The following is a 21,842-nucleotide window of genomic DNA, read 5'->3' as shown; positions in this document are numbered from 1 at the left end:
AAGTGACTATGTGATACTCACGACCCCAAAACAATAGCGGCGTAGGGTATCCCTTCCTTAGCCGCTCAAAACAAAACGACCACAGACGAAAGATCCCTGTAGCCGCATAATTTCTTATGAATTAAACGGCCACGAGTGTGGCGTACACCCATGACCGAAAATGTTCTTTCTTAGTGCATGAACAAATAGTGGTAGAACAAACGCACTGACGCATTTATATTGCACTCTGCGACAGCGTAATGCTACACACCTATTCCATAATCACTATTGGAGGCAATACACCCATACATCGATATGTAGCAAGGGTCTAACCACTAGCCACTGCGATATACACAGCGACGGTAAGACAACTAGAGAGCTACAAAACCGATACAATTACCGGATGCTCACAGATACCTCAAATAGTTCAGCGACCGTTCACACGACCTGAAGGCACTCTTTTGGTTAAAAGGCTCACTCCACAAGCGAGCAGGCCACACTACATGGAGCAGCATTGGTCAGCTCATACATTTTGTAGATGAAAGCTGTCATCTTTGCGCCTCCTAAAGAATTTCAATCTTGTGTAGTATACAGTAACACGCAGATTATTAGAGGTCAAGTCAGTTAGGAGAATTTCAACCCTCTACCTGCTCTATCTCTACACCCGTTCCTTGGTCTAATTCTATGAATTTTGGCCCGGCGATCAAAACTACGATCATCATTAAAATACTCGTCACCATGATGATGCTCACGACGCTGGGATCTTCAAAATTACTTGTAGCTACTAATAATGCTGCGGCAAAATTACGTTGAGCTGTTCCTACTCCTAGCACTCGTTGGGTATCGATACCAGGGCCGCCCAAAAGATAACCCACGCTAAAGGAGAAGACTATGAAAACAGCACAAACTAAAATTGCACCTGTTTGTAATAAGCCAATGATATCGTTAGTATGAACTATCAGCCTGACAACCAGACCTAAAAGCAATCCAGCATTAGATAATTTGAACAAAATCGGCTGGATAATAGGGGCGATCGCACTGAATTTTGCTTTGATGAATAATCCAACGATCAATGGGCTAACCATCATTAACAATAAGGGTTTGGCAATGTCCCAAGAGTTAATTTGCACACCTTCCACCACTAAGGGCAGTACAATCGGCATATAAAAAATTGTGCCCAGCATTAGTAACATCATTAATCCCACCGAGAAAGCTATATTGCCTTTGACTATGTGGGCAAGTTTCGGTAGTGCTGGAGGCCCTGATGCTACTGCCATAATCAGTAAACCATCTCTTAGTGGTTCACTTAAATGTACTACTTGTAGTAACAAATATACAAAAAGCGGCACTAGTACAAAATTTGTCAGCAGCGATGAGATAACTAAGCGAAGGTTGCGAAGTGGTTCCCAAATCTGTTGTACAGTGAGACTTAACCCTGCACCCAGCATGGTGAACACGATAAATGTGAAAAGTGCGAGTTTATCGATTAGTGACAAGATTTCGTTCATGATTTTTTATCTCATGCAAAGGAGCGGAGGGGCAGCACTTCGGCTACGCTCAGTGACCAAGGAGCAGGGGGGCAGGGGGGCAGAGGGGAATGACGAATAAATTACCCTTTAACCCTTCCCCTTTCCCCAATCCTCAGTCCCTATTACTTCAATTCCAGGGTGACTTGCTGTAAGTTACCGGTGAATGCAAAGGGTGTTTGGTAAGTATCTACCGCAGGTGTGCCAGTATCTTGACCAACATCAAAGGTTTCATCTAAACCAAATCGGTAGCCTACGGTTTTATCAATGCGGCCTTCGGCAACCTGTTGATCGTTGATCGAAAGCTTACCAGTACCGCCTGCTCCCGGAGCGCCACCGTCATAAGTAAAGTCAAATTTAATTTGGGATTTACCGATCGCAATTGGTTGGGAAGATTGAATGATTGTGCGATCGCTATTTAATAAGTTGTAAGCAAAGGTGGGTTTACCTTCTTGCAAGAAGAAACTCCAACCCGCAAAGCGTCCGCCTTGGGTAACTAAAACGCCTTCAGTAACATCTTTGGCAGCATCCACATCGGCAGTGATGCTAAAGGAGCGATTCTTAATATTGGGAGCGCTGCCTTCGGGAATCCCTGCAACAGATGTGTAATAAGTAAAGCTATTGCGTCCTGTGATTAGGTTGGAACGGATTTTGACATCAAACCGTTGAAGTAAGCGATCGTCCAAGGGCAGAACTTTGTATTTCTTTGCTTCCTTCAGAAATAGATTTTGTAGTTGCGCTAACTTGTCAGGGTTCTGCTTGGCTAAATCGTTGGCTTCACTGAAGTCTTTGGTAATATCGTATAGTTCCCAATTATCTTCATCGAAGGTGGTTTTGGAGACACGCTCCCAAGGTAAGCGTCCATGACGGGCGGCTGCTACCCAACCTTGATCGTAAATGCCACGATTGCCCAACATTTCAAAATACTGGGTTTTGTGATGGGATGGTACAGCAGGATCATCAAAGCTATAGACAAGGCTAGTACCTTCGATGGGTTGTTGTTTTACACCGTTGACTACCTCTGGTTCTTCAATCCCCACAGCTTCCAGAATTGTAGGCGCAATATCAATTACATGATGGAATTGGCTTCGCAGTTCACCACGATTTTTGATGCGTTCGCCCCAAGCGACAACTAAACCATTGCGGGTTCCGCCGAAATGAGAAGCAATTTGTTTTGTCCATTGGAAGGGGCTATCCACTGCCCAAGCCCAAGCTGCATGAAAATGATTGAAGGTTTTTGGCCCACCTAAATCATCAAAAGCCGCGAGAACTTCTTGAGGACTTTCTGCTACGCCATTAAAGACTTTTAATTCATTAACACTACCTGTTAAGCCGCCTTCAGCACTCGCACCATTATCGCCGGCGATGAAAAAGACTAAGGTGTTATCCAATTCACCCAGTTGGTCTATGGCGTTAATAACTCTACCAATTTGTGCATCGGTATGGCTGAGGAAACCTGCAAATACTTCCGCCTGACGCGCATAAACTTTCTGCTCGGTGGGAGTGAGGGAATCCCAAGCTGGGAGTTCCGCCGGGCGAGGAGTCAGCTTAGTATCGGCGGGAATTACACCCAAGGCTAACTGACGAGCAAAGATGTCTTCGCGTAATTTATCCCAACCTCGATCAAATTTACCCTTATACTTGTCAATCCATTCCTTGGGCGCATGGTGTGGGGCATGGGTAGCGCCAGTGGCAAAGTAGGTAAAGAAGGGTTTATCTGGAGCGATCGCGTGCTGGGTACGAATCCACTTAATTGCATGATCTGCTAGATCGGGGGTGAGGTGATAATCAGGGCGATCGCTTGGTTTCTGAATATGTTGGGTATTTTCCACCAAGGCTGGACTCCATTGATTGGTATCACCGCCCAGAAATCCATAGAAGTACTCAAAACCTAAACCTGTCGGCCAGCGATCGAATGGGCCGGCTGCACTGGTTTCATAGTCTGGGGTATTGTGCCATTTGCCAAAGGCCGCCGTGTTATATCCATAGTCTCGCAATACTTCAGCGATCGTTGCCGCACTTCTAGGTAAAATCGCAGTATAACCTGGATAGCCTGTGGCTAACTCCTCAACCACACCTGTATTCACAGAATGGTGATTGCGTCCCGTGAGCAATGCGGCTCTGGTAGGAGAGCAGAGTGCTGTAGTGTGGAATTGGTTATAACGCAATCCCCTTGCTGCTAGACGGTCTAAATTAGGCGTATCGATCAGACCGCCAAAGGTGCTGGTTTGTCCAAAACCGACATCATCAAGCAACACCAGCAAAACGTTTGGTGCATTTTCCGGAGCCTTAATTGGTTTGGGAAAGTCTGGTTCGGATTCTTTGTAAGTAATACCAATTTTGCCTTGAAAAGATGGTTGGGGTAATGGCAATTTGTCGCCATAGTCCGCCCAAGCAGGTAGAGGTAAGAGACTAGAAAATATCAGCGTCAGGGCTGTCAAAAATGCGATTCTCCTTCCCTTCGGGACGCTGCGCGAACGGAGACGCTGCGCGATCGCACCAGAAGTTAGCTTGAGAGATGCATACAAAGAATCTCTCTTGTGAGGATCAGTCATACAATTTTGGATTTATAGGTAGTGTGCTGTCAAGCAAATTTTTAACTAGCCGAAACCCGATATGAGTAGTTCCCGTATCGGGTGATTCTGACTCCCGCGCCGCCGGACGGAAGCGACTACAGTAATTAGGAGCGCAGAGATACGATCCCCCCTTGATTACATGTAACTTTGGTTCATCGGGCTTTTTGGGATCAAAGCTTTGATTTAAGACAATAGGATTAATTTGATGGGATTTGCGATCGCGTCCAACTTGAAAGAAATCACTAGTCCATTCCCAAACATTGCCGGTCATGTCATAGAGTCCATAACCATTAGATGCAAAAGAACCGACGGGAGCCATGCCCAAGTGACCATCGGCTTTGGTGTTGAAAAAGGGGAAAATTCCTTGCCAGGTGTTGGCTCTATGTTCAGAATATTCATTGCCCCAAGTGTATGTTGCACCATCCAAGCCACCACGGGCGGCATATTCCCATTGAGCTTCGGTGGGTAGGGATTTTCCTGACCATTTGGCGTAGGCTAGAGCATCTTCGTAAGCTATGTGAACAACTGGATAGTTGGATTTGCTAGCGATTGCACTGTCTGGGCCAAAGGGATGTTGCCAATTCGCGCCAGTAGTCCAATGCCACCAACTCAGAAAGGAAACTTGCTTGATACCTGGTTTTGCCATCTCAAACACTAACGAACCCGGTAATCGCTGCTCATCGGGTAAATCGGGAAACTGTTCTTGAGATAAGGGACGCTCTGCAACTGTTACATATCCTGTAGATTTGACAAATTCACCAAATTGTGCATTTGTTACTTCATATTTATCAATACAGAAGTTAGTCACTGTTACATCTCCAGGCGATCGCTCTTCCACAAAACTGGAATTATCAGACCCCATTTTGAACGTTCCTCCTGAAATCATCGCCATACCTTGGGGACAGGGATTGGCTGTGACTGCCAATGCGGTTGTATTGATGAATAAGAGTGCGATCGCTATTCCCTGAATGAATATTAGTGTGAGAAAGTAAAGTTTTTTTCCATCTCTAATATTCTCATTTTTGCTACTTCTAATTGAATGCCTGTAGTTCATCAATAAGATTCAAACTTTATATTATTTTGGATTTGAGATAAAAAATCTCTATTTTTTTCGTAGTTTTCGGTAATCTATTTTACGCATTACATTATTTATTGTGTACAAATCCCTATTTCATATCAATCAATATTAATAAAAAATCTTAAAAAGCTTTTCATGTTTGATCCTATGCAGAAACTCTTAAATCTAAATTTATGATAATTTACAACAAAAATAAACATTTTTGTTAGAATACTAAAAACCGATTGATTTACCGATGTTTGTCTAATATTGATAAATTACATCTTGTGCAAACATAAGTCAAGCACTATATATATTTAGCTGTGAAAAAGCTTAAGACCGCCTCACTTAGATATTGGTGTAGCCACAAAACCAGTTTTGATAACCTTCTTAAACGAGGAATAATATTTAACCCTGTGCCAACACCTGGCTCTAAAAAACAGGTTTCAGGAGTAGCACTAAGCTTAAGAATAAAATCGGCAACTTCCTCTGCAACTGATTCTGTTAGCCAGCGTATTTGGTCATATCTTTGTGCAGTATAGTCATAGTAGTTGGATTTTTTCATATCTATAGGCTTCAGTTGGTCTATAGCTATGTATATCTGTTCTACTGTATTTTTTATCCATAAAGCCCCGTTTCTGAAATTTGTAAATCCGAGGCAATATCAAGAGGATAATTGAGTATAATGCTGTTTGAGCTACTTTTACAAGCTTGTATTCAGGCAGCAGATGAGGGATTAGGCGGTATAGATTTCCTGTACGAACCGTATGACACCGAGGCGGATTGGACAACTGCCTATCATATCGCGGAGCGGGCTGCTGCGGTGGGGCTAGGTATTACCGCGCACGCGGGCGAATTCTCCACCGCCAATATTGCTGCTGCTCTGCGCGTTCTTGGACTGACCCGGATCGGTCACGCAACACAGGCTGTTCGTGACCCGCAGTTGTTAGAACTGTTGGCAACGAGCGGCGTTACCGTTGAGTGTTCCCTTAGTTGTAACGTTGTCCTGGGAGCCGTCGCTTCTTATACAGAGCATCCGGTTCGGCAGCTTGTGGAGTCTGGTATTGCGATCGCCCTTTGTACAGATGATCCTGTCCAAATCTGTACTACCATTGGGCGAGAGTATACAGTAGCCCATACCCTCGGTTTTTCAGCAGCTGAATTGCTTGCCATAACTCGTAATGCCATCAAAGTAGCATTTACATCACCAAAGCGACGAAACGAACTCTTAATCGAGTTGAGCCAATGGGGTAATCCTGATTCAGGTTGGCTGCAAACTCAAAGTAGCACTTTGTCAAACTAAATCAAATCTTAAAAGGGAACTCTTAACGGGCAACATAGCGTTCCCGTAGGGTAGCAACTGCACCAAGTCGTAAAGCCTGCGGCATAGCTACGCTTCGGGCGCAGCCTCTCGTAAAGAAGGGTATCAGTGTTTCAATTCCGAAGATCCTAGCTGCAAAAACACAGGAAATTGTTAAATAGCATTGCATACTACGGTAAATCTATCGGAATAATGCATAATATTCTCAGTTCTACTCCCAGCACAGGAATGTTGCGACCAGGTATTGGCAAAATTCCAAAGGAAACAGGCGAGTGTGAACACCACCCTACAGATCCAAACCTTGGAGAATCTACATGGGCTACAAACATATAGAAGTTAAACAAGTTGCTGGTTTCATCGGTGCTGAAATCGGGAATGTAGACCTTTCCCGTCCTCTTTCTGACGAGCAAGTTCAAGAAATCCGTAAAGCGTTATTGAAATGGAAAGTTGTATTCTTTCGTGGCCAGAACATCGATCACGCTGCTCAGGTTGAGTTCACATCTCGTTTCGGTGAAGTAACTTTCGCGCATCCACTCGGAGAGCCTGAACCAGTACCGGGATTCCCACAGATCAAACCCGTAGATCGTAAGCTCTATGAGAAGCAGTACGGTTTTCGCACTGGTGGCCCTTGGCACACAGACGTAACGGCAGCTATTAACCCACCAGCAGGGTCAATTTTACGCGCGGTTAATGTCCCCAGCTTTGGGGGTGACACTCAGTGGAGCAATCTAGTTGCGGCTTATGAGGGACTGTCAGCACCCCTACGGGCGCTAGCAGACACATTGAAAGCTGAACATCGCTTTAATGGGGGCGGGTATCAGCCCCGCAATGGCAAATTCGACGAGCGCATTGCTGTTAATCCACTAGTCTCAATCCACCCAGTAGTCAGGGTTCATCCTGAGACTGGTGAACGTGCGTTGTTCGTTAACCCTGGCTTTACCTCGCACATTATTGATGTGTCACCACAAGAGAGCAAACTGTTACTTGAGTTGTTCTTCAACCAAATCACCAAACCTGCCTACACCACCCGTTTCCGTTGGAACAATGGTGATATCGCGTTCTGGGATAACCGCGCCACCGTGCATTTAGCTCCTCAAGATTTAGATCATTTGGATGTGGAGCGTCTGTTATATCGCACCACTATTACTGGTGATGTTCCAGTTGGAGTTGATGGTTTCCGCTCCCAAGTGGTTCAAGGTGAGGTGTTCAACGCAGAAGTACCAACTGTCTTCAAGCAGAAAGCTGAGTCTAAGGAACCACAACCAGTGCTTTCGTAAACCTGAGTCCCGTTAGCTTTTTTTAAGGCAGTGCTGAGTAAATTTAAAAGTACTCTGAACCGAATGGCACGCTTGTTAAGATACAGCCCTTGCTCTGACTGGTTAAGAGCCTTTAGTGGTCTGCCAACCCAAAAATGCGCTTGTGGAGGTTGGGTAAAGGGTAAAGGGAAAAGGGTAAGGGATAAAAAACATGAGTCCCTTTCACCCTTCCCCTTTACCCCGCCAAGTTGCCTTGGCGTACTACTAGGCTCTTAACCCATTCTGGGACAATACGGTTCAGTTAAGGAAAATTGTAGGTTGGGTTAAGCAAAGCGCAACCCAACAAAGCCCCGAAAATGTTGGGTTTCGTTCCTCAACCCAACCTACACATTTCAAGGTTTTTGGCACTAACTGAACCGTATTGCATTCTGGGAGGCTCCGCCTCCGATCTTCTTGACAAGAGGCAGAAGCCCACTTTAAATACATTCCCAGCCTGGAGGCTGGGAACAAGATGACAAAAGCCTTTGGGCTTTACAAGCGTGCCATTCCATCCTGCACCTTACACCCTCGTATATTTACAAATCCAAGGAGACCCGATCGTGACACTCACGGCAAGTCGGATTGAAATTACATCTACCGAAGCAGCTCTTGGTGCCATTATTACCGGAGTCGATGCTAGTCGTTCTGCCCAACCAGAGGTGATTCTGCAACTAAAGCAGGCATGGCGCGATCGCCACATCCTCATCTTCAAAAACCAGACATTAACTGATGATCAGTTGTTAGCCTTTGCCAATTACTTTGGCGATATTCTTCAGCAGCCTGCTTACATTCGTAAAGGAGAAACGGAAGAATATCTACCACCCCTAGTTCTCACTCTCGCTAATGCTGCTACCCAAGAGAGTTCAGTCAATATCCGACCGAACTATCAAGAACTTTTACCTCACATCGATCACTACTGGCTTCCTGTGCCATCTAGCGGTTCCTTCTTATACGCAGTAGAAGTACCTGAAAATGGCCCCGATACCTATTGGGTGAATTTGGCTCAGGCTTACGAAGAGTTAGATGATGCGACCAAGCAACAAATTGCTGGCTTACACATACGCTACTTTAATTTTTATGGCAGCAAAGATCAAGATGAGTATGGTGAGCCGAAATATGCAGCTGGTCGCGAAGTTAAACCCGGCGAACGAGTTGCAATTCATCCTCTGGTTCGCACTCACCCAGATACCGGCAAAAAAATCCTCTTCTTCAATGCTGCTAGCGATGTGGATATTCTCGATTATGACCATGTAGAAGGAGCAAAACTAATTGCACGGTTGCAGGAGCATATTAAGCAACCCCGGTTTGCCTATCGGCACCAGTGGAACAAGGGCGACCTGCTTTATTGGGATAATCAGGCAACCTCTCACTACCGCCCTGAATTTGATGCCAATGCAACTCGTGTTCTGAAACGGGTCAGCCTTCGGGGTAGCCGTCCGTTCTAAAGTTCAGCTAGCTAACATTTGTAGATTATTTCTGATACAAAGACAAAGCATTTTCTCCCTTCTCTCTTAGAGAGAAGGGAGAAAAGCTAGTACAACAGTGCCTAAATTTTTACCTAAAGGTATCAACATCAAAGTTAGATGAGCAGTTATGAGAAAAGTACAAATTGGCGAATATTCGATATCCAGACGTGATTTACTCTACGCTTTCTATGGATTAATTTCTTTTACGACTTTAGCCAGTTGTGGTACAAACAAGACCAGTATCGGCAATAGTACTGCCAGTAACACTAATATTATTAAGAGTAGTAGCAGTACTAAGGTTGTTCGGCTTGGCTACCAAGTTTCTGGGGATCTAACACACGAAAAAGGCGTAATTGAAAAACGTTTAGCTCCTCAAGGAATAGGTGTTACTTGGTCTCAATTTGTGTCCGGGCCACCACTCTTAGAAGCCTTAAATGTGGGTAGTATCGATATGGGCCCAACCGGTGAAACACCACCTATTTTTGCTCAGGCAGCTGGTACTAATCTGATTTATGTAGTTAATACGCCGCCAGGTACTGGAGAAGGTTCAGCAATTGTTGTGCTAAAGGATTCTCCAATCCAAACATTGGCAGGTCTTAAAGGTAAAAAAGTTGCTTATTCTAGAGGGACGGCTCAGACCTATTTTGTGGTGAAAGCGTTTGAAGAGGTAGGGCTAAAAATCAGTGATATTGAATCAGTGAATCTAGCCATTGCAGATGGAAGAGCAGCGTTTTTGAACAAGACGGTTGATGCTTTTGTAGAAAGCGATCCTAGTCTGATCAAGCTGCAACGGCAAGGCACTATTCGAGTCTTACGAAACGCCCAAGGAATTAAGACGCCAGGGGGTTATTACTTAGCTTCACGAGATTTTGCCACTAATAACGCTGACCTCTTGAAAGCAATTTTGTCAGAGTACTATGAGATTGGGTTGTGGGCAAATAAAAATAGGCGTGCAGCTGCCGAAATCCTTGCCCCAAAGGTCAAGACTGATGTCGATACTATGGAGTTGGCGCTGACGAGAAGAAAATATGACATGAGACCAATTACTGAGGAAGTAATTAGCGCTCAACAAAAGGTTGCGGATCTTCTATATCAACTGAAAGTCGTGCCGAAACTAGTCGATATTCGAGGAGCAACTCTAACCGCCCAACAGTATGCAGCAATTACACCGGATGCCGTTAGGAATAAAGCTTAACCTTTGAATCAGCAAGCTTGCTACAAAACCAGAGGCGATGCCCTTCTCTACGAGACGCTCCGCGTAGCTTGCTTCTCCGAAGGAGTACGACAGCCTCAGGGTAAGACCTACGGTGGTCACTGAGCCTTGCCGAAGTGCGGTAAACTACGCATTATCCTATAATTATTAGTGAAACTAAATATTAGGTATTCTAAGATTTAGGATAACATCGTATAATTCCGCTAATGAAAATTTGGAATAGACAACTGGGCGATCGCGTAAGTAATATCATTTACCAATATTTACCCGCCTTTCGCTGGCGTAATTTTCGCCTGTTTTTTGGGGGACAGTTACTATCAATGTCTGGGACATTTATGACCCAGCAGTTAACTATTCCTTGGCTAGTATACGATTTGACTAAATCGGCTTGGTTGTTGGGAGTTGCGGGCTTTGTGCAATTTTTACCGACGTTATTAGTGATTCCCTTTTCCGGCGTATTGTCCGATCGCTGGAGTCGTCGTGACTTGTTAATGTTGGTGCAGATATTGGGAATTAGCGTTTCCCTAGCTTTGACAATTCTTACCTTTAGGAATTGGATTACGTTTCCCATCCTATTGGTACTGAGTGTTCTCAATGGTTTGCTCAAGGGATTAGATATGCCCGTGCGCCATACAATCGTCACCGAAACCGTAGATGATCGCGCTGATTGGAGTAATGCGATCGCCTTGAATTCAGTGATGTTAAGTTCCTCTTCGGTATTGGGGCCAGCTATGGGCGGGATTTTGATTGCGACGCTAGGGGTGAAATATTGTTTTCTCTACGATACCCTCAGTTATATCCCTGCCATCTTTACCCTGCTAGCAATGCGGCTGAAAATCAGACCGATGCAAACCCTGACGAGCCTGAGCGATACTTTGCAGAAATTGCGGGAGGGCTTTGAATATGTCTCCAAATTCCAGCCCATTAGAGCAATTTTATTAATACTGGCATTACAAGGTTTAGTCGGGATGTCTCATGTCGCGCTCATGCCTGTCTTCGCGGCTAAGATTTTAAATGGCGATGCAACTACGATGGCTCACCTCAGCACCTCAGCGCCCATTGGCTCGTTGTTTGCTTGTTTGTATCTGAGTGTTAGGCGAGGGATTGCGGGCTTAGAACGTTTGATTGTAGTCGCTCAAGTCTTGATTGGGATAAGTGTGATTTCCTTCTCACTATCGCGCCAAGTTGGATTATCCATAATCATACTGGTGTTTACAGGCTGCTTTTCTATCCTCCTGATTACCAGTAGTAATATGATTATCCAAACCTTAGTTGCCGAGGATAAGCGCGGACGGGTGATGAGTTTTTATGCCCTAGCAATGGTGGGTATGATGCCCTTTGGGAATCTGTTAGCTGGAACTTTGGCACAGAATTTTGGTGCAACTAATGCCTTGATCGTCTCTGGCAGTCTAAATATCTTAGGTGCTATATGGTTCTCTGCACAATTGCCAGCAGTGAGGCGTTGGATTGATTCTTAATTTTATAATCATTAACTCCGGCAACTCGATTGATATATAGTATTTAAATCCTAGCTGTTGCAAAATAATGCTCATCGCTTTGCAATACTCTAGGCAGATAAAGTGTACGAGAAAAGTGCAAAGCCTCTGGTAACAACATTCTACTGATTCATTAAAAATTAGCTTGAGAACGCACCGATGAAACCAATTGCACCTCCCAACTGCTTATAGAAACCTCACAACGTTATTAAGTATCCCAACAGAAGTAGAGCAGACAGTATGATCAAATATGTGAATCTTGGCAAAACTGGACTCAAAGTATCACGTGTCACCCTCGGCACGATGACTTATGGCTCCCGTAAATTGCGCCAATGGGTATTAGAAGAAGAAGAAAGTCGCCCATTTATAAAACTGGCTTTGGAATTGGGGATTAACTTTTTTGATACCGCCGATGTCTATTCCTTGGGCGCTAGTGAAGAAATTGTCGGGCGAGCGCTTAAAGACTTTGCAAACAGAGATCAGGTTGTTATTGCTACCAAAGTACATGGTAAAGTCGGCGATGGCCCAAATGATCGAGGACTATCTCGCAAACATATTTTTGATAGCATTGATGCTTCTTTGCGGCGACTACAGACTGATTATGTAGACTTATACCAAATTCACCGTTGGGACTATGAGACACCAATCGAAGAAACCCTAGAAGCATTGCATGATCTTGTGAAAGCGGGTAAAGTCCGTTACCTGGGGATTTCTAGTGTTTACGCATGGCAGTTTGCCAAAGCCCTTTATACAGCAGACATTCACGGCTGGACTCGCTTTGTATCAATTCAAAATCACTACAACCTAGTTTATCGAGAAGAAGAACGAGAAGTGATACCTCTAGCCCAAGATCAAGGGATTGGTATTATTCCTTGGAGTCCCCTGGCGCGGGGCTTTTTGTCAGGGAATCGCAGCAAGTCAGACTATGGGCAAACACTACGTGCAAAAACTGACGAATTCGCTCACAAGCTCTACTATCAAGATTCAGATTTTCAAATAGTTGAGCGCGTAGTTGAATTAGCTACAAAACGAGGGGTTAAACCTACACAAATTGCCCTAGCTTGGCTATTGCATCAACCAGGTGTAACATCTCCCATAATAGGCGCTAGCAAGATCGAACATCTCAAAGAGGCTGTCGAGGCGGTGGATTTAGAACTGTCTGATCAAGAGCGCAAATTCCTAGAAGAACCTTACACACCCCATCCTATCTTAGGGCATGAGTACCCTTCTGGAAATCGCCCATAGAGCGACTAAGTAATTGACCAACCCTTGCATTGCGATGTGCAGCGTCGTTTTTCCGTCTTGTTCCGAAGACGAGTTTGCGTGGGGCAATACTGCACGCTTTGTGCATTTTTAAGTCGGAATTGGATTTGGGGAAAAGGTTAAAGGGTAAAGGTTAAAGGTTTTTTCTTTCCCTTTTCCCATTCCCCTTTTCCCCAAAACCCGACAAGTCTTGTTGCGTAGGGCATTAAAGACGCGAGTTACGACGCTTTTTCTAACCAATGGCAATGTCAATCATAACCTATGAGCGATCGCGTTTCTTTTCCTCTGCTAGCAATTGTTGTAAATACTCATCCAGACGATCAAAACTCTGCTCCCAGAATTCAAATTTCAAAAGAAATACCACATTTACTCCGGTTAACCGATAAATTTAGTGTATATTCAAATTAATCAGGCTATGATGACCTAAATCTAAGGTGCTATAAGCGTTAAATAAGATACTTATAAAAGTATTAGTGAAAAATTAAATTCCTTAGTTAAATCATCAAACATAAAACAAGGTACAGAGAGACAATGTGCCTAATTCTTCTGTTTAATTATCTAATAATATTTGGTTTAAAAATATAACAATAATAATTGTTTATTTAAATATTAGTTATGCTAATATTTAAATAAGCTAAAACTAGCAAAAAATTATAGTGGTTCTCATTTTAGTGAGTTACATCTCGTTGAGGAGAGGGGCTAGAGGTTAGAAGCTAAGATGTACCTCATGCAATTAAGGATTGCTATAACTGGCTTTCTAAAAATACAGAATGCGTCAGAATAGTTGCTTGTTTTATCTGAAATACTAGTGGATCAATTGCTGTTTTTTGCAATTTTCTAGAAATCAGTCTCAATCAACTTCCTCTAACTCGATCTATGACGAGGAGTGGATAATAGTGAGAAAAATTGGTAATTAAGAATAGTAGAAGAAAGGAGGTAGAGACAAAATAACACTCTTAACTCCTCATTCTTGACTGTTTTGTATTCATCTTCAACAGGAGAAAAAACATGAAGAATACTCAAGTAACAATTAACGAAGCACTCAGTGAAACAGTTTGCAAATCTAAACAGAAAAAACTCACTTGTACAAAACCACCACAACCAGGTTCAACCCAAGGAAATTGTCCTTTTGATGGAGCGATGGTTTCTGTCGGAGCTATTACTGATGCTGTTCATTTAGTACATGGTGCTGTTTCTTGTACTCATAATCCTTGGGCAACTCATGGTAGCCTCTCATCAGGTTCTGAATTATATCAAACAGCTTTTACTACTGACTTTAGTGAGGGTAATATCGTTTTTGGTGGGGAAAAGAAACTGTACAAAGCTATTGTGGATGTTGCCGATCGCTATCATCCTGCCGCTATTTTTGTTTACGCTACTTGTCTGTCTGCTTTGATTGGTGATGATATTGATAGTGTCTGTAAACTAGCTACACAAAAAATCAATATTCCAGTTATCTATGTAAATGCGCCTGGATTTATTGGTAGTAAAAATTTAGGAAATCGCATTGGTAATGAAACTTTATTGAATGCTGTCATTGGTACAGCAGAACCTGAAGTTATCACACCATTTGATATTAATATTGTTGGTGATTATAATATTGCAGGTGAAACTTGGAATATCCTACCATTATTCACAAAAATGGGTATTCGCGTTCTTTCCAAAATCACAGGTGATGCTCGTTATCAAGAAATTTGCTATGCTCATCGTGCCAAATTAAATGTAGTACTTTGCTCAAATGTAGCTATACAAATGGCACAAACTATGGAAAAACGCTATGGAATTCCTTATATTGAAGAGTCTTTCTATGGTGCGACTAACTTAAACAATTGCTTACAGAATGTTGCGGCAAAATTAAGTATATCCTTGGGAGATAGTGTTGTTGTCCATGAACTTCAAAAACGTACAGAAAAGTTAATTGCCCAAGAAAATGCTGCTCTAGATATTGCTTTAGCTCCTTACCTTGCTGATTTAAAAGGTAAGCGAATTCTTCTTTCTACTGGTGGTGTGAAAAGTTGGTCACTGATCTTAGCAGCCCAAGACTTGGGAATGGAAGTTATTGCAGCTACGGATGGTAAAACAACACAGGAGGAGAAAGCTAAAGTTAAACAATATCTTGGTGAAGATGGAATGATTTTGTCGGACACAACTGCCCAGGCATTATTAAAGGTATTAAACCAAACAAAAGCTGATGTGTTGATTGCTGGGGCTGGAAATAAATATACAGCACTCAAAGCGCAAATTCCTTTTTTAGACATTAACCATGAACGTCACCATGCTTACGCTGGTTATGCAGGTTTGGTGGTACTAGCACGCGAACTACATGAAGCCTTGTATAGTCCTGTATGGAAGCAAATTAGCAAATCTGCCCCTTGGGATGAAAAAATTAGCTTGTGGGTTTAACCCCTGGCACCAGTTACATAAGCAACTGTTAAAGGATGTTGAGGATAATTAAAAACCGGGCAAGTTTTAAACTAACTTCTCGACGATGCTTAATAGATCGTCTAGAAGTTAGTTTAGTAGCGGGAAGAGACAGCCTGCTCATAGTTCAAGTTTCGTCTTGCATACCACTGAGCTTTGCGTAATAACCATCAAGGGCAATTAGTTCATCATGACTGCCAGTCTCCACGATGCGTCCTTGCTCAAGTACGTAGATCCTGTCTACATAACGTGCCGCTAACATCCGGTGAGAAACCAGCACCGTGGTGAGTCCGTCCCTAACCGATCGCAATTGGGACAGAACCAAGGCCTCTGTTCTGGTATCCAGCGCCGAAAAGCAGTCGTCCAGCAGCAAAATGGGGGTCTGGCGAATCAGACCGCGGGCTAAACTGGTTCTCTGTTTCTGTCCGCCCGATAAAGTTACCCCACGCTCACCAATCAATGTGGACAACCCTGCACTGAATTTGTTGATCGTTGCTTCAAGCTGGGCAGATCGGGCAGCCTGCCAGATTAAATCCTGTGGTCGCTCCGGGTTATCGAATGAGATGTTTTCCGAAATTGGTGCAGCGAATAGGAAAGTATCCTGGGGGACAAATGACAGGTTCTTGCGTAGATGACTTAGCGGGATGTCTCGTAGGTCTTGCCCATCCACTTTGATTTGTCCGCTATTAGGCTCCAATTGCCTAGCCAGCAGCCGCAGCAAGGTGGATTTGCCAGAGCCTACACGACCGATGATAGCAATCATTTCGCCAGGACTAATACTCAGGGATATCTGTTCGAGAACCAAACGCGATCGCACTTCAGCACTGACCGGGTAACTGTATGACAGATCATAAACCGCGATTTCGCCCTTGATTGGTTGGGCTGATGAGCCTGCCGGAGCATCTTCAATCTCAGGTTTTTCATCCATGATTTGAAATACTCTGGTTGCAGCTGTACTGGCATTCAGCAAAGCATACATTACAAAACTGCTCTCCTTGATTACCCCCAGAATCATAGCCAAATAAAAGATGAAAGCTGTCAGCGTGCCGATGCTCATTTGCCCTGCCAATACTTGGCTTCCACCGACGCCAACAACGATTAAGGTCATCAAACCACTGCCCAGCGCAGTGGAGGCAGTGAGAATAGCGTTCAAATTGATCAACTTTTGATGAGCTAGCGCATAACGATGTGATACTCCTGTAAAGTGTTTAATCTCTCGCTCTTCCTGGGCATGGGACTGGATGGTACGGATACCCTTGAGGTTTTGCTGCACCGTTTCTGTCAACGCACCAAAACCCACTTGCACTGCTGCCGATGCCAGCAAAATACGCCCAGCCAAATACCAGCCATTAGCGGCTATCACTAGCAGTAACGGAATGAGCAACAATGTCAATTGAACCGACTGTTGCACCATAAAAATCGGTGCAATCAACGCCACACCGATTAGGCTTACTAATCGATGCACCGCAGAACGAAAAAAGCGACGGATAGACTCCATGTCATTGGTCGCTCGTGCAATCAAGTCACCCAAGTGGTAATTCGCATAGAAGCCGCGACCAAGGGACTGTAAGTGTGCATAAAATGCTTGCCGTAAGTCATAAGATATGTAAATTGAAATCACCGCGTTGTTGCGGCGACCAAAATGCAGGATCGCAAAGCGCAGAGCCGTCAAACCAAGTATCGCCAGAACCGGCAATAAGATATTCTTGTCCTGTTTTGAAATCAGATCAATGCCGACTTTCAGATACACAGGAATGGCAGCTTCAACAACATGAACAGCCAGCAGGGCTAATACTGCTGTTAACCACTGAAAACGGTAAGCCTTGAAGTAGGGAAAAAGTCGCTGCAATGAGGTAAAGGTAGGTAAGTCCGATTTCAATCTTCCTCGGTCGGCTAGCATCAGTTTAATCTTGTTATATAGGGAAAAATCAATGTTGGATAAAAGCGATTATTTTGTCGAATTGCTCAATCACAGCAGGCGAGCATCTAAAAATGTACAGCTTTGTAATTCTCAAATAATCAGGCTAATACAGTCAGCAAATCAGTTTAATTGAGGTTAGTTGTTTGTACAAATGTATTTTTCGGAAATCACCTCGATATTAGAAATCTTTAGTTGGGCGGTTTAATGTGTTTTGACGTATACCCTTGTACAGTTGCGCTTCATAAAGCGTTTTATAAAAACCATTACGAAGCATCAATTCTGTGTGATTTCCAACTTCCACTAACTGGCCATGGTTTAATACAACAATGCGGTCAGCTCGGCGGATGGTTTGTAATCTGTGGGCAATGATGATGGAAGTTCTGTTGGCGGTGACTCTGGCCAGCGCTGCTTGGATAGTAGCTTCAGTTTCTGGGTCAATGCTGGCAGTGGCTTCATCCAGAATCAGGATTTCGGGGTCTAGAGCAATGACACGGGTAAATGCCAGCAACTGGCGTTGACCTTGGGATAGATTTTGGCCACGGTCTTCCAGTACCGTATCAAAACCTAATGGCAAGGACTCGATGAAACCCAAGGTCTGTATCAGTTCGGCGGCATGTCGGGCATCTTCCAAGGTAATGGTCGAGTTACCTAATGCGATGTTGTCATAGATGGTGCCAGGGAACAAATGAAAGTCTTGAAAGATCACACCTACGCGCTTACGGATCTGTGCAGGGTCTATCTGCATAATATCGATGCCGTCGATGAACAAGCTATTCTCAGGCACATCGTAAAAACGACAGATGAGCCGCGTCAGCGTGGTCTTGCCAGAGCCAGTAGGCCCGACAATGGCGATGTTCTCACCGGGTATCACATTCAGATTAAAGTGCTGGATAACCGGTTCGCCAGTTTCGTAACGGAAATTCAGGTCACGAAACTCGATACGGCCATGTAAGTCTTCGGGCAAAGGTATGGGCTGCGGCGGCACAGACAAAGACTCCTTCCAGTCCAGCAGCCGGAATATGCGATCGCAGGCTGCTGCCGCTCGGAACACCGCATTTGCTTGATCGCCCAAGGCCACAATTGGACGAAACAGCATGTCGCTGAATTGCAAGAACAACACGACCGATCCCAGAGTGGTAGTGTGGCTAAGTACATGCTGCCCGCCCAACCACAGGATGCAAGCGATCGCCAAATAAGATACGTTGTCGATGATCGGGTTATATACCGTCTCTACCATGATGGCCTTGGTCTCGGCGACGCGATTGGCCTCATTAATGGCAGAGTAGCGTTTAAAGCTCAGTGCCTCCCGCCCGGACATCTGCACGATTTCAATACCCGACAAATTTTCGTGCAAATGCTCGTTGAGGCGCGATAGTGTGCTGCGGATGACTTGATAAATCGGCCCAGAATAATATCTGAACACGATGATCACACCCGCCACAAAAAACAAAAAGGGCGATAGCTTTGCCATGAGCATCGAATCTAGAGATAGCATGACGCTAACGGCGATAACGAGGGGAATCAATTCTCCAGCCAGCGCGCCGACACCAGTCAGCAGTTCGGACAAACTCTCGATGTCATTGGTGATCCGAGTCAATACCTGCCCAACCATAACCCGGTCATAAAAAGCAGCGGGCAGACGCTCGACATGGGCAAACAGATCGCGGCGCAGATCGCAAAGACCCAACAGTGCCGAAAGGGACAACTGGGCGCGAAAGGCGTACCCAAAACCAGACCACAGCAGCACCCAGAGTAGGCCGACTACGCAGGCTGCGATTATTTGTTTGGTGCCCAGCGCGATCGCCAACCAGTGGATTAACGCTGTTTGTCCATAGTCTGGCAAATCTGTCCGGTAGTTGTGCATTAGGATACCGTCCACTACCACTCGACTAACCACGATTGGTACCAACACGGCGGCGGTTGCCGAGAGCATAGCAAACAGCAGCGCTAACGCAATGCGCCAGCGGTACGGAGCCATCCAGTGCCGCAGTCGCCAGACGTTGCTGACAAAGGAGTTATGCGTACCGATTGATGCTTCAAAGGGATCGAGCCTGTTGGAGGTCTTTGATGATGTCATATTTTGATCGCCCCAAGACTAACGCATTAAAAAATTAGATAAGTCTTCTGCATGGATTTGAGGACTTCTTCACAGGTTGCTTCTGGTTGTGACAAAGGTGTGCAATTCGTCAAGTCGTGTGTGTAGTCATTGCTTTCTTGATGTATTTGCTACTGAAGCAAACCGTATATCTCTAGTTTTGTAGGTTCCAGCTCAAGCTGAGATATTACGTCCTCTACTTTCTACTGCTTGTTTTAATCACTGGGACTACTTGTAAAATACTGTTAATCGGTCAAAATAACGTATTTTTTATGAAGCTTATAGTCTCATGAACAAGAGTAAAAAGCAAGCAGGCATACAGCCACATAACAATTCTCATTATGAGAATGATTGGTTAACTGGTGTAAGTTCACTCCAACATCTCGGCTCAACACCATATATCGCATTTTTACGCACAAGATTGTCCTTGTCGTCCTTGGGAATTAACGTATTCTGCATTACAGTACTCTAAAAGAGAGCGAATTACCCCATGTCAGAGAAAGGATTCTAATTATTCTGCTCCAAAACGATGGCAGAACACAACAAGAAATTTTTAAATTCTTAGGTTGCTCACCTAGAACAGTAGTATAGTTGCAATTTAAATGCTGATTAGCTTATGACAATCTTACAAGTTGTGGATAAAGAGTTTTCAGAAGTTCCCGTCATTGATATTAATCCATTGGTTTCTCAAACTAGCAACTATTCGGATGTAATTGCAGAGCAAATTAGACAAGCTTGCCAAGATTACGGTTTCTTCTATATCGTCGGACATGGAGTTGATGAGCAACTACAAAAGCAATTGGAACATCTCAGCCAACAGTTTTTCGCGCAGGATGTAGAAACAAAACTGAAGATTCGTATGGCTCTTGGTGGTAAAGCATGGCGAGGATATTTCCCCGTGGGTAATGAGTTGACATCAGGTAGACCGGACTTAAAAGAAGGTATTTACTTCGGTACAGAACTAGAAGAAGACCACCCACTTGTGAAAACTGGTGTACCAATGCACGGTCGAAATCTTTTTCCATCCAATATTCCACAATTTAGGGAAACAGTGCTGAATTATATAGACTCAATGACCAGACTTGGACATACCCTAATGGCTGGTATTGCTCTAAGTTTGGGGTTAGAAAAGTCCTACTTTGCAGACTGTTATACAAAAAACCCATTGATATTATTTCGGATTTTCAATTACCCTCCTAATTCATCATTATCTGAATCTAAATGGGGCGTTGGCGAACATACAGATTATGGAGTATTGACTATACTAAAACAAGATAATGTCGGTGGATTACAAGTCAAATTAAAGTCTGGTTGGATAGATGCACCTCCTATTCCTGGTTCATTCGTATGCAACATTGGGGATATGCTCGATCGTATGACACGAGGGCTGTATCGCTCAACACCCCACCGCGTTCAGAACCTATCAACAAGTAATCGCTTGTCATTTCCATTTTTCTTTGATCCCAATTTCAACATTGAAGTCAAACCCATTGAACCCAACGGCATAGTAGTGAATGACGATCAAAGCGATCGCTGGGATAAAGCCAGTGTCCACGAATGTCGCGGGACTTATGGCGATTATCTTCTGAATAAAGTCTCCAAAGTATTTCCAGAACTGCGCCAAACAGTGTTTTAGAGTGCTGTACATGGATAGCACGCCCTAACGAGTATTTTGGTGATGTCCAGCGATTCGGGATAGTAATGATTGCTTGGTTAGTGGTTTACTCTACTCTTCTAAACTGGGTAAGGAGTGGAGTTAGTGAGTTACAATTTGCACAGTTATATGAAATAGTTCGCTCCATAAGTACCGCTGTTTTTGCTATACCTTTAGCTTGGTTAGCAAGGTTCTTGACAAAGCCACATTCTCCTTACCCACAACAGCAAGAGTACTATTTACCGCTTTTTACCTTGTGGTATTGTTGTTTGATTTTGCCCTTGCATGAGATATCCGCCAGCTTGTGCCTCTAGGATTGTCAGTTTTGGAGGACAATCGAGAAAAAATTGCTCGTATTTCTTAGCACAGTTTGCTTGTAGTTTAGGTTGGATAGTTGGAATGAGAAAGACGCTATTGTTGATGGTGATAGTTTCCATAATTGCGTTGTTGTTGCTAAAAATTGCGTTGATATTGGATAGTGTTCGACTTAGCTATTTATGACAGTGCCAGGAATTGCTTTTAATTCGTATGTTAGCAGTTCAACTTGATGTAAGTAGGT

16 protein-coding genes are annotated in these 21,842 nt (G+C 44.0%); 9 read left to right on the top strand and 7 right to left on the bottom strand.

The genetic code is table 11. The annotated features are described in order from the left end of the window. Nucleotides 1–614 precede the first annotated feature (614 nt). The 4 genes from RMY16_RS02940 to RMY16_RS02925 all read right to left on the bottom strand — a co-directional run bounded on the left by RMY16_RS02940 (nucleotide 615) and on the right by RMY16_RS02925 (nucleotide 5,703). Nucleotides 615–1,487, bottom strand: a complete 873-nt coding sequence (locus RMY16_RS02940; protein WP_322735115.1) for a bile acid:sodium symporter family protein — start codon at nucleotides 1,485–1,487, stop codon at nucleotides 615–617. Between the two features lie 143 nt (nucleotides 1,488–1,630). Continuing rightward, nucleotides 1,631–4,060: an arylsulfatase gene (locus RMY16_RS02935; protein WP_322735114.1), complete on the bottom strand. Its 2,430-nt coding sequence runs from the start codon at nucleotides 4,058–4,060 to the stop codon at nucleotides 1,631–1,633. Further along, a complete protein-coding gene (locus RMY16_RS02930) occupies nucleotides 4,053–5,135 on the bottom strand; it encodes a formylglycine-generating enzyme family protein (protein WP_322735113.1) in 1,083 nt (360 codons plus the stop codon). Before RMY16_RS02930 ends, RMY16_RS02935 begins: the two co-directional genes overlap by 8 nt. Nucleotides 5,136–5,445: 310 nt before the next feature. Further along, on the bottom strand, nucleotides 5,446–5,703 hold the full coding sequence (locus tag RMY16_RS02925) for a hypothetical protein (protein ID WP_322735112.1): 258 nt from the start codon (nucleotides 5,701–5,703) through the stop codon (nucleotides 5,446–5,448). A gap of 120 nt (nucleotides 5,704–5,823) precedes the next feature. Here RMY16_RS02925 and RMY16_RS02920 point away from each other — a divergent pair, with 120 nt between their 5' ends. The 8 genes from RMY16_RS02920 to nifE all read left to right on the top strand — a co-directional run bounded on the left by RMY16_RS02920 (nucleotide 5,824) and on the right by nifE (nucleotide 15,595). Then, on the top strand, nucleotides 5,824–6,441 hold the full coding sequence (locus RMY16_RS02920; RefSeq protein ID WP_322735111.1) for a hypothetical protein: 618 nt from the start codon (nucleotides 5,824–5,826) through the stop codon (nucleotides 6,439–6,441). A 210-nt stretch (nucleotides 6,442–6,651) separates the two neighbouring features. Further along, entirely contained in the window at nucleotides 6,652–6,792 is a 141-nt protein-coding gene (locus RMY16_RS02915) for a hypothetical protein (protein ID WP_322735110.1), read from the top strand. After that, the gene (locus RMY16_RS02910) at nucleotides 6,774–7,736 is read left to right on the top strand and encodes a TauD/TfdA dioxygenase family protein (protein ID WP_322668845.1); all 963 of its coding nucleotides are present in this window, start codon (nucleotides 6,774–6,776) and stop codon (nucleotides 7,734–7,736) included. Before RMY16_RS02915 ends, RMY16_RS02910 begins: the two co-directional genes overlap by 19 nt. Before the next feature lie 578 nt (nucleotides 7,737–8,314). Further along, complete coding sequence (locus RMY16_RS02905; protein WP_322735109.1) at nucleotides 8,315–9,199, top strand: TauD/TfdA family dioxygenase; 885 nt, start codon at nucleotides 8,315–8,317, stop codon at nucleotides 9,197–9,199. Nucleotides 9,200–9,347: 148 nt separating this feature from the next. Beyond that, on the top strand, nucleotides 9,348–10,415 hold the full coding sequence (locus RMY16_RS02900) for an aliphatic sulfonate ABC transporter substrate-binding protein (protein ID WP_322735108.1): 1,068 nt from the start codon (nucleotides 9,348–9,350) through the stop codon (nucleotides 10,413–10,415). Between the two features lie 224 nt (nucleotides 10,416–10,639). Continuing rightward, nucleotides 10,640–11,911, top strand: a complete 1,272-nt coding sequence (locus RMY16_RS02895) for an MFS transporter (protein WP_322735107.1) — start codon at nucleotides 10,640–10,642, stop codon at nucleotides 11,909–11,911. A gap of 258 nt (nucleotides 11,912–12,169) precedes the next feature. Further along, on the top strand, nucleotides 12,170–13,174 hold the full coding sequence (locus RMY16_RS02890) for an aldo/keto reductase (protein WP_322735106.1): 1,005 nt from the start codon (nucleotides 12,170–12,172) through the stop codon (nucleotides 13,172–13,174). A 1,026-nt stretch (nucleotides 13,175–14,200) separates the two neighbouring features. Next, a complete protein-coding gene (nifE, locus tag RMY16_RS02885; RefSeq protein ID WP_322735105.1) occupies nucleotides 14,201–15,595 on the top strand; it encodes a nitrogenase iron-molybdenum cofactor biosynthesis protein NifE in 1,395 nt (464 codons plus the stop codon). A gap of 145 nt (nucleotides 15,596–15,740) precedes the next feature. Here the strand turns inward: nifE and RMY16_RS02880 are convergent, their stop codons facing one another. Both RMY16_RS02880 and RMY16_RS02875 read right to left on the bottom strand, forming a co-directional pair. Next, nucleotides 15,741–17,513: an ABC transporter ATP-binding protein gene (locus RMY16_RS02880; protein ID WP_322735104.1), complete on the bottom strand. Its 1,773-nt coding sequence runs from the start codon at nucleotides 17,511–17,513 to the stop codon at nucleotides 15,741–15,743. A 199-nt stretch (nucleotides 17,514–17,712) separates the two neighbouring features. Further along, nucleotides 17,713–19,611 carry an ABC transporter ATP-binding protein gene (locus RMY16_RS02875; RefSeq protein ID WP_322735103.1) on the bottom strand — a complete coding sequence of 633 codons (1,899 nt, stop codon included), beginning with the start codon at nucleotides 19,609–19,611 and terminating at the stop codon, nucleotides 17,713–17,715. A gap of 634 nt (nucleotides 19,612–20,245) precedes the next feature. On the opposite strand from RMY16_RS02875, the gene RMY16_RS02865 reads away from it, so the two are divergent. Beyond that, the gene (locus tag RMY16_RS02865; protein ID WP_322735102.1) at nucleotides 20,246–21,265 is read left to right on the top strand and encodes an isopenicillin N synthase family dioxygenase; all 1,020 of its coding nucleotides are present in this window, start codon (nucleotides 20,246–20,248) and stop codon (nucleotides 21,263–21,265) included. 257 nt (nucleotides 21,266–21,522) lie between these two features. Here the strand turns inward: RMY16_RS02865 and RMY16_RS02860 are convergent, their stop codons facing one another. Continuing rightward, nucleotides 21,523–21,720: a hypothetical protein gene (locus RMY16_RS02860; protein ID WP_322735101.1), complete on the bottom strand. Its 198-nt coding sequence runs from the start codon at nucleotides 21,718–21,720 to the stop codon at nucleotides 21,523–21,525. Nucleotides 21,721–21,842: the final 122 nt, after the last annotated feature.

The organism is Nostoc sp. DedQUE12b (genome assembly GCF_034530835.1).
In the GTDB taxonomy this organism is placed as follows: domain Bacteria; phylum Cyanobacteriota; class Cyanobacteriia; order Cyanobacteriales; family Nostocaceae; genus Nostoc.
This window is presented reverse-complemented; position numbering and strand designations above follow the sequence as displayed.

Excerpts from the sequence above, each read along its gene's own strand:
- RMY16_RS02935 (WP_322735114.1), bottom strand. The coding sequence starts at position 4,060 with ATGACTGATCCTCACAAGAGAGATTCTTTGTATGCATCTCTCAAGCTA.
- nifE (WP_322735105.1), top strand. The coding sequence starts at position 14,201 with ATGAAGAATACTCAAGTAACAATTAACGAAGCACTCAGTGAAACAGTT.
- RMY16_RS02865 (WP_322735102.1), top strand. The coding sequence starts at position 20,246 with ATGACAATCTTACAAGTTGTGGATAAAGAGTTTTCAGAAGTTCCCGTC.
- RMY16_RS02925 (WP_322735112.1), bottom strand. The coding sequence starts at position 5,703 with ATGAAAAAATCCAACTACTATGACTATACTGCACAAAGATATGACCAA.
- RMY16_RS02910 (WP_322668845.1), top strand. The coding sequence starts at position 6,774 with ATGGGCTACAAACATATAGAAGTTAAACAAGTTGCTGGTTTCATCGGT.
- RMY16_RS02875 (WP_322735103.1), bottom strand. The coding sequence starts at position 19,611 with ATGACATCATCAAAGACCTCCAACAGGCTCGATCCCTTTGAAGCATCA.
- RMY16_RS02900 (WP_322735108.1), top strand. The coding sequence starts at position 9,348 with ATGAGAAAAGTACAAATTGGCGAATATTCGATATCCAGACGTGATTTA.
- RMY16_RS02920 (WP_322735111.1), top strand. The coding sequence starts at position 5,824 with ATGCTGTTTGAGCTACTTTTACAAGCTTGTATTCAGGCAGCAGATGAG.
- RMY16_RS02880 (WP_322735104.1), bottom strand. The coding sequence starts at position 17,513 with ATGCTAGCCGACCGAGGAAGATTGAAATCGGACTTACCTACCTTTACC.
- RMY16_RS02915 (WP_322735110.1), top strand. The coding sequence starts at position 6,652 with ATGCATAATATTCTCAGTTCTACTCCCAGCACAGGAATGTTGCGACCA.
- RMY16_RS02860 (WP_322735101.1), bottom strand. The coding sequence starts at position 21,720 with ATGGAAACTATCACCATCAACAATAGCGTCTTTCTCATTCCAACTATC.
- RMY16_RS02930 (WP_322735113.1), bottom strand. The coding sequence starts at position 5,135 with ATGAACTACAGGCATTCAATTAGAAGTAGCAAAAATGAGAATATTAGA.
- RMY16_RS02940 (WP_322735115.1), bottom strand. The coding sequence starts at position 1,487 with ATGAACGAAATCTTGTCACTAATCGATAAACTCGCACTTTTCACATTT.
- RMY16_RS02895 (WP_322735107.1), top strand. The coding sequence starts at position 10,640 with ATGAAAATTTGGAATAGACAACTGGGCGATCGCGTAAGTAATATCATT.
- RMY16_RS02890 (WP_322735106.1), top strand. The coding sequence starts at position 12,170 with ATGATCAAATATGTGAATCTTGGCAAAACTGGACTCAAAGTATCACGT.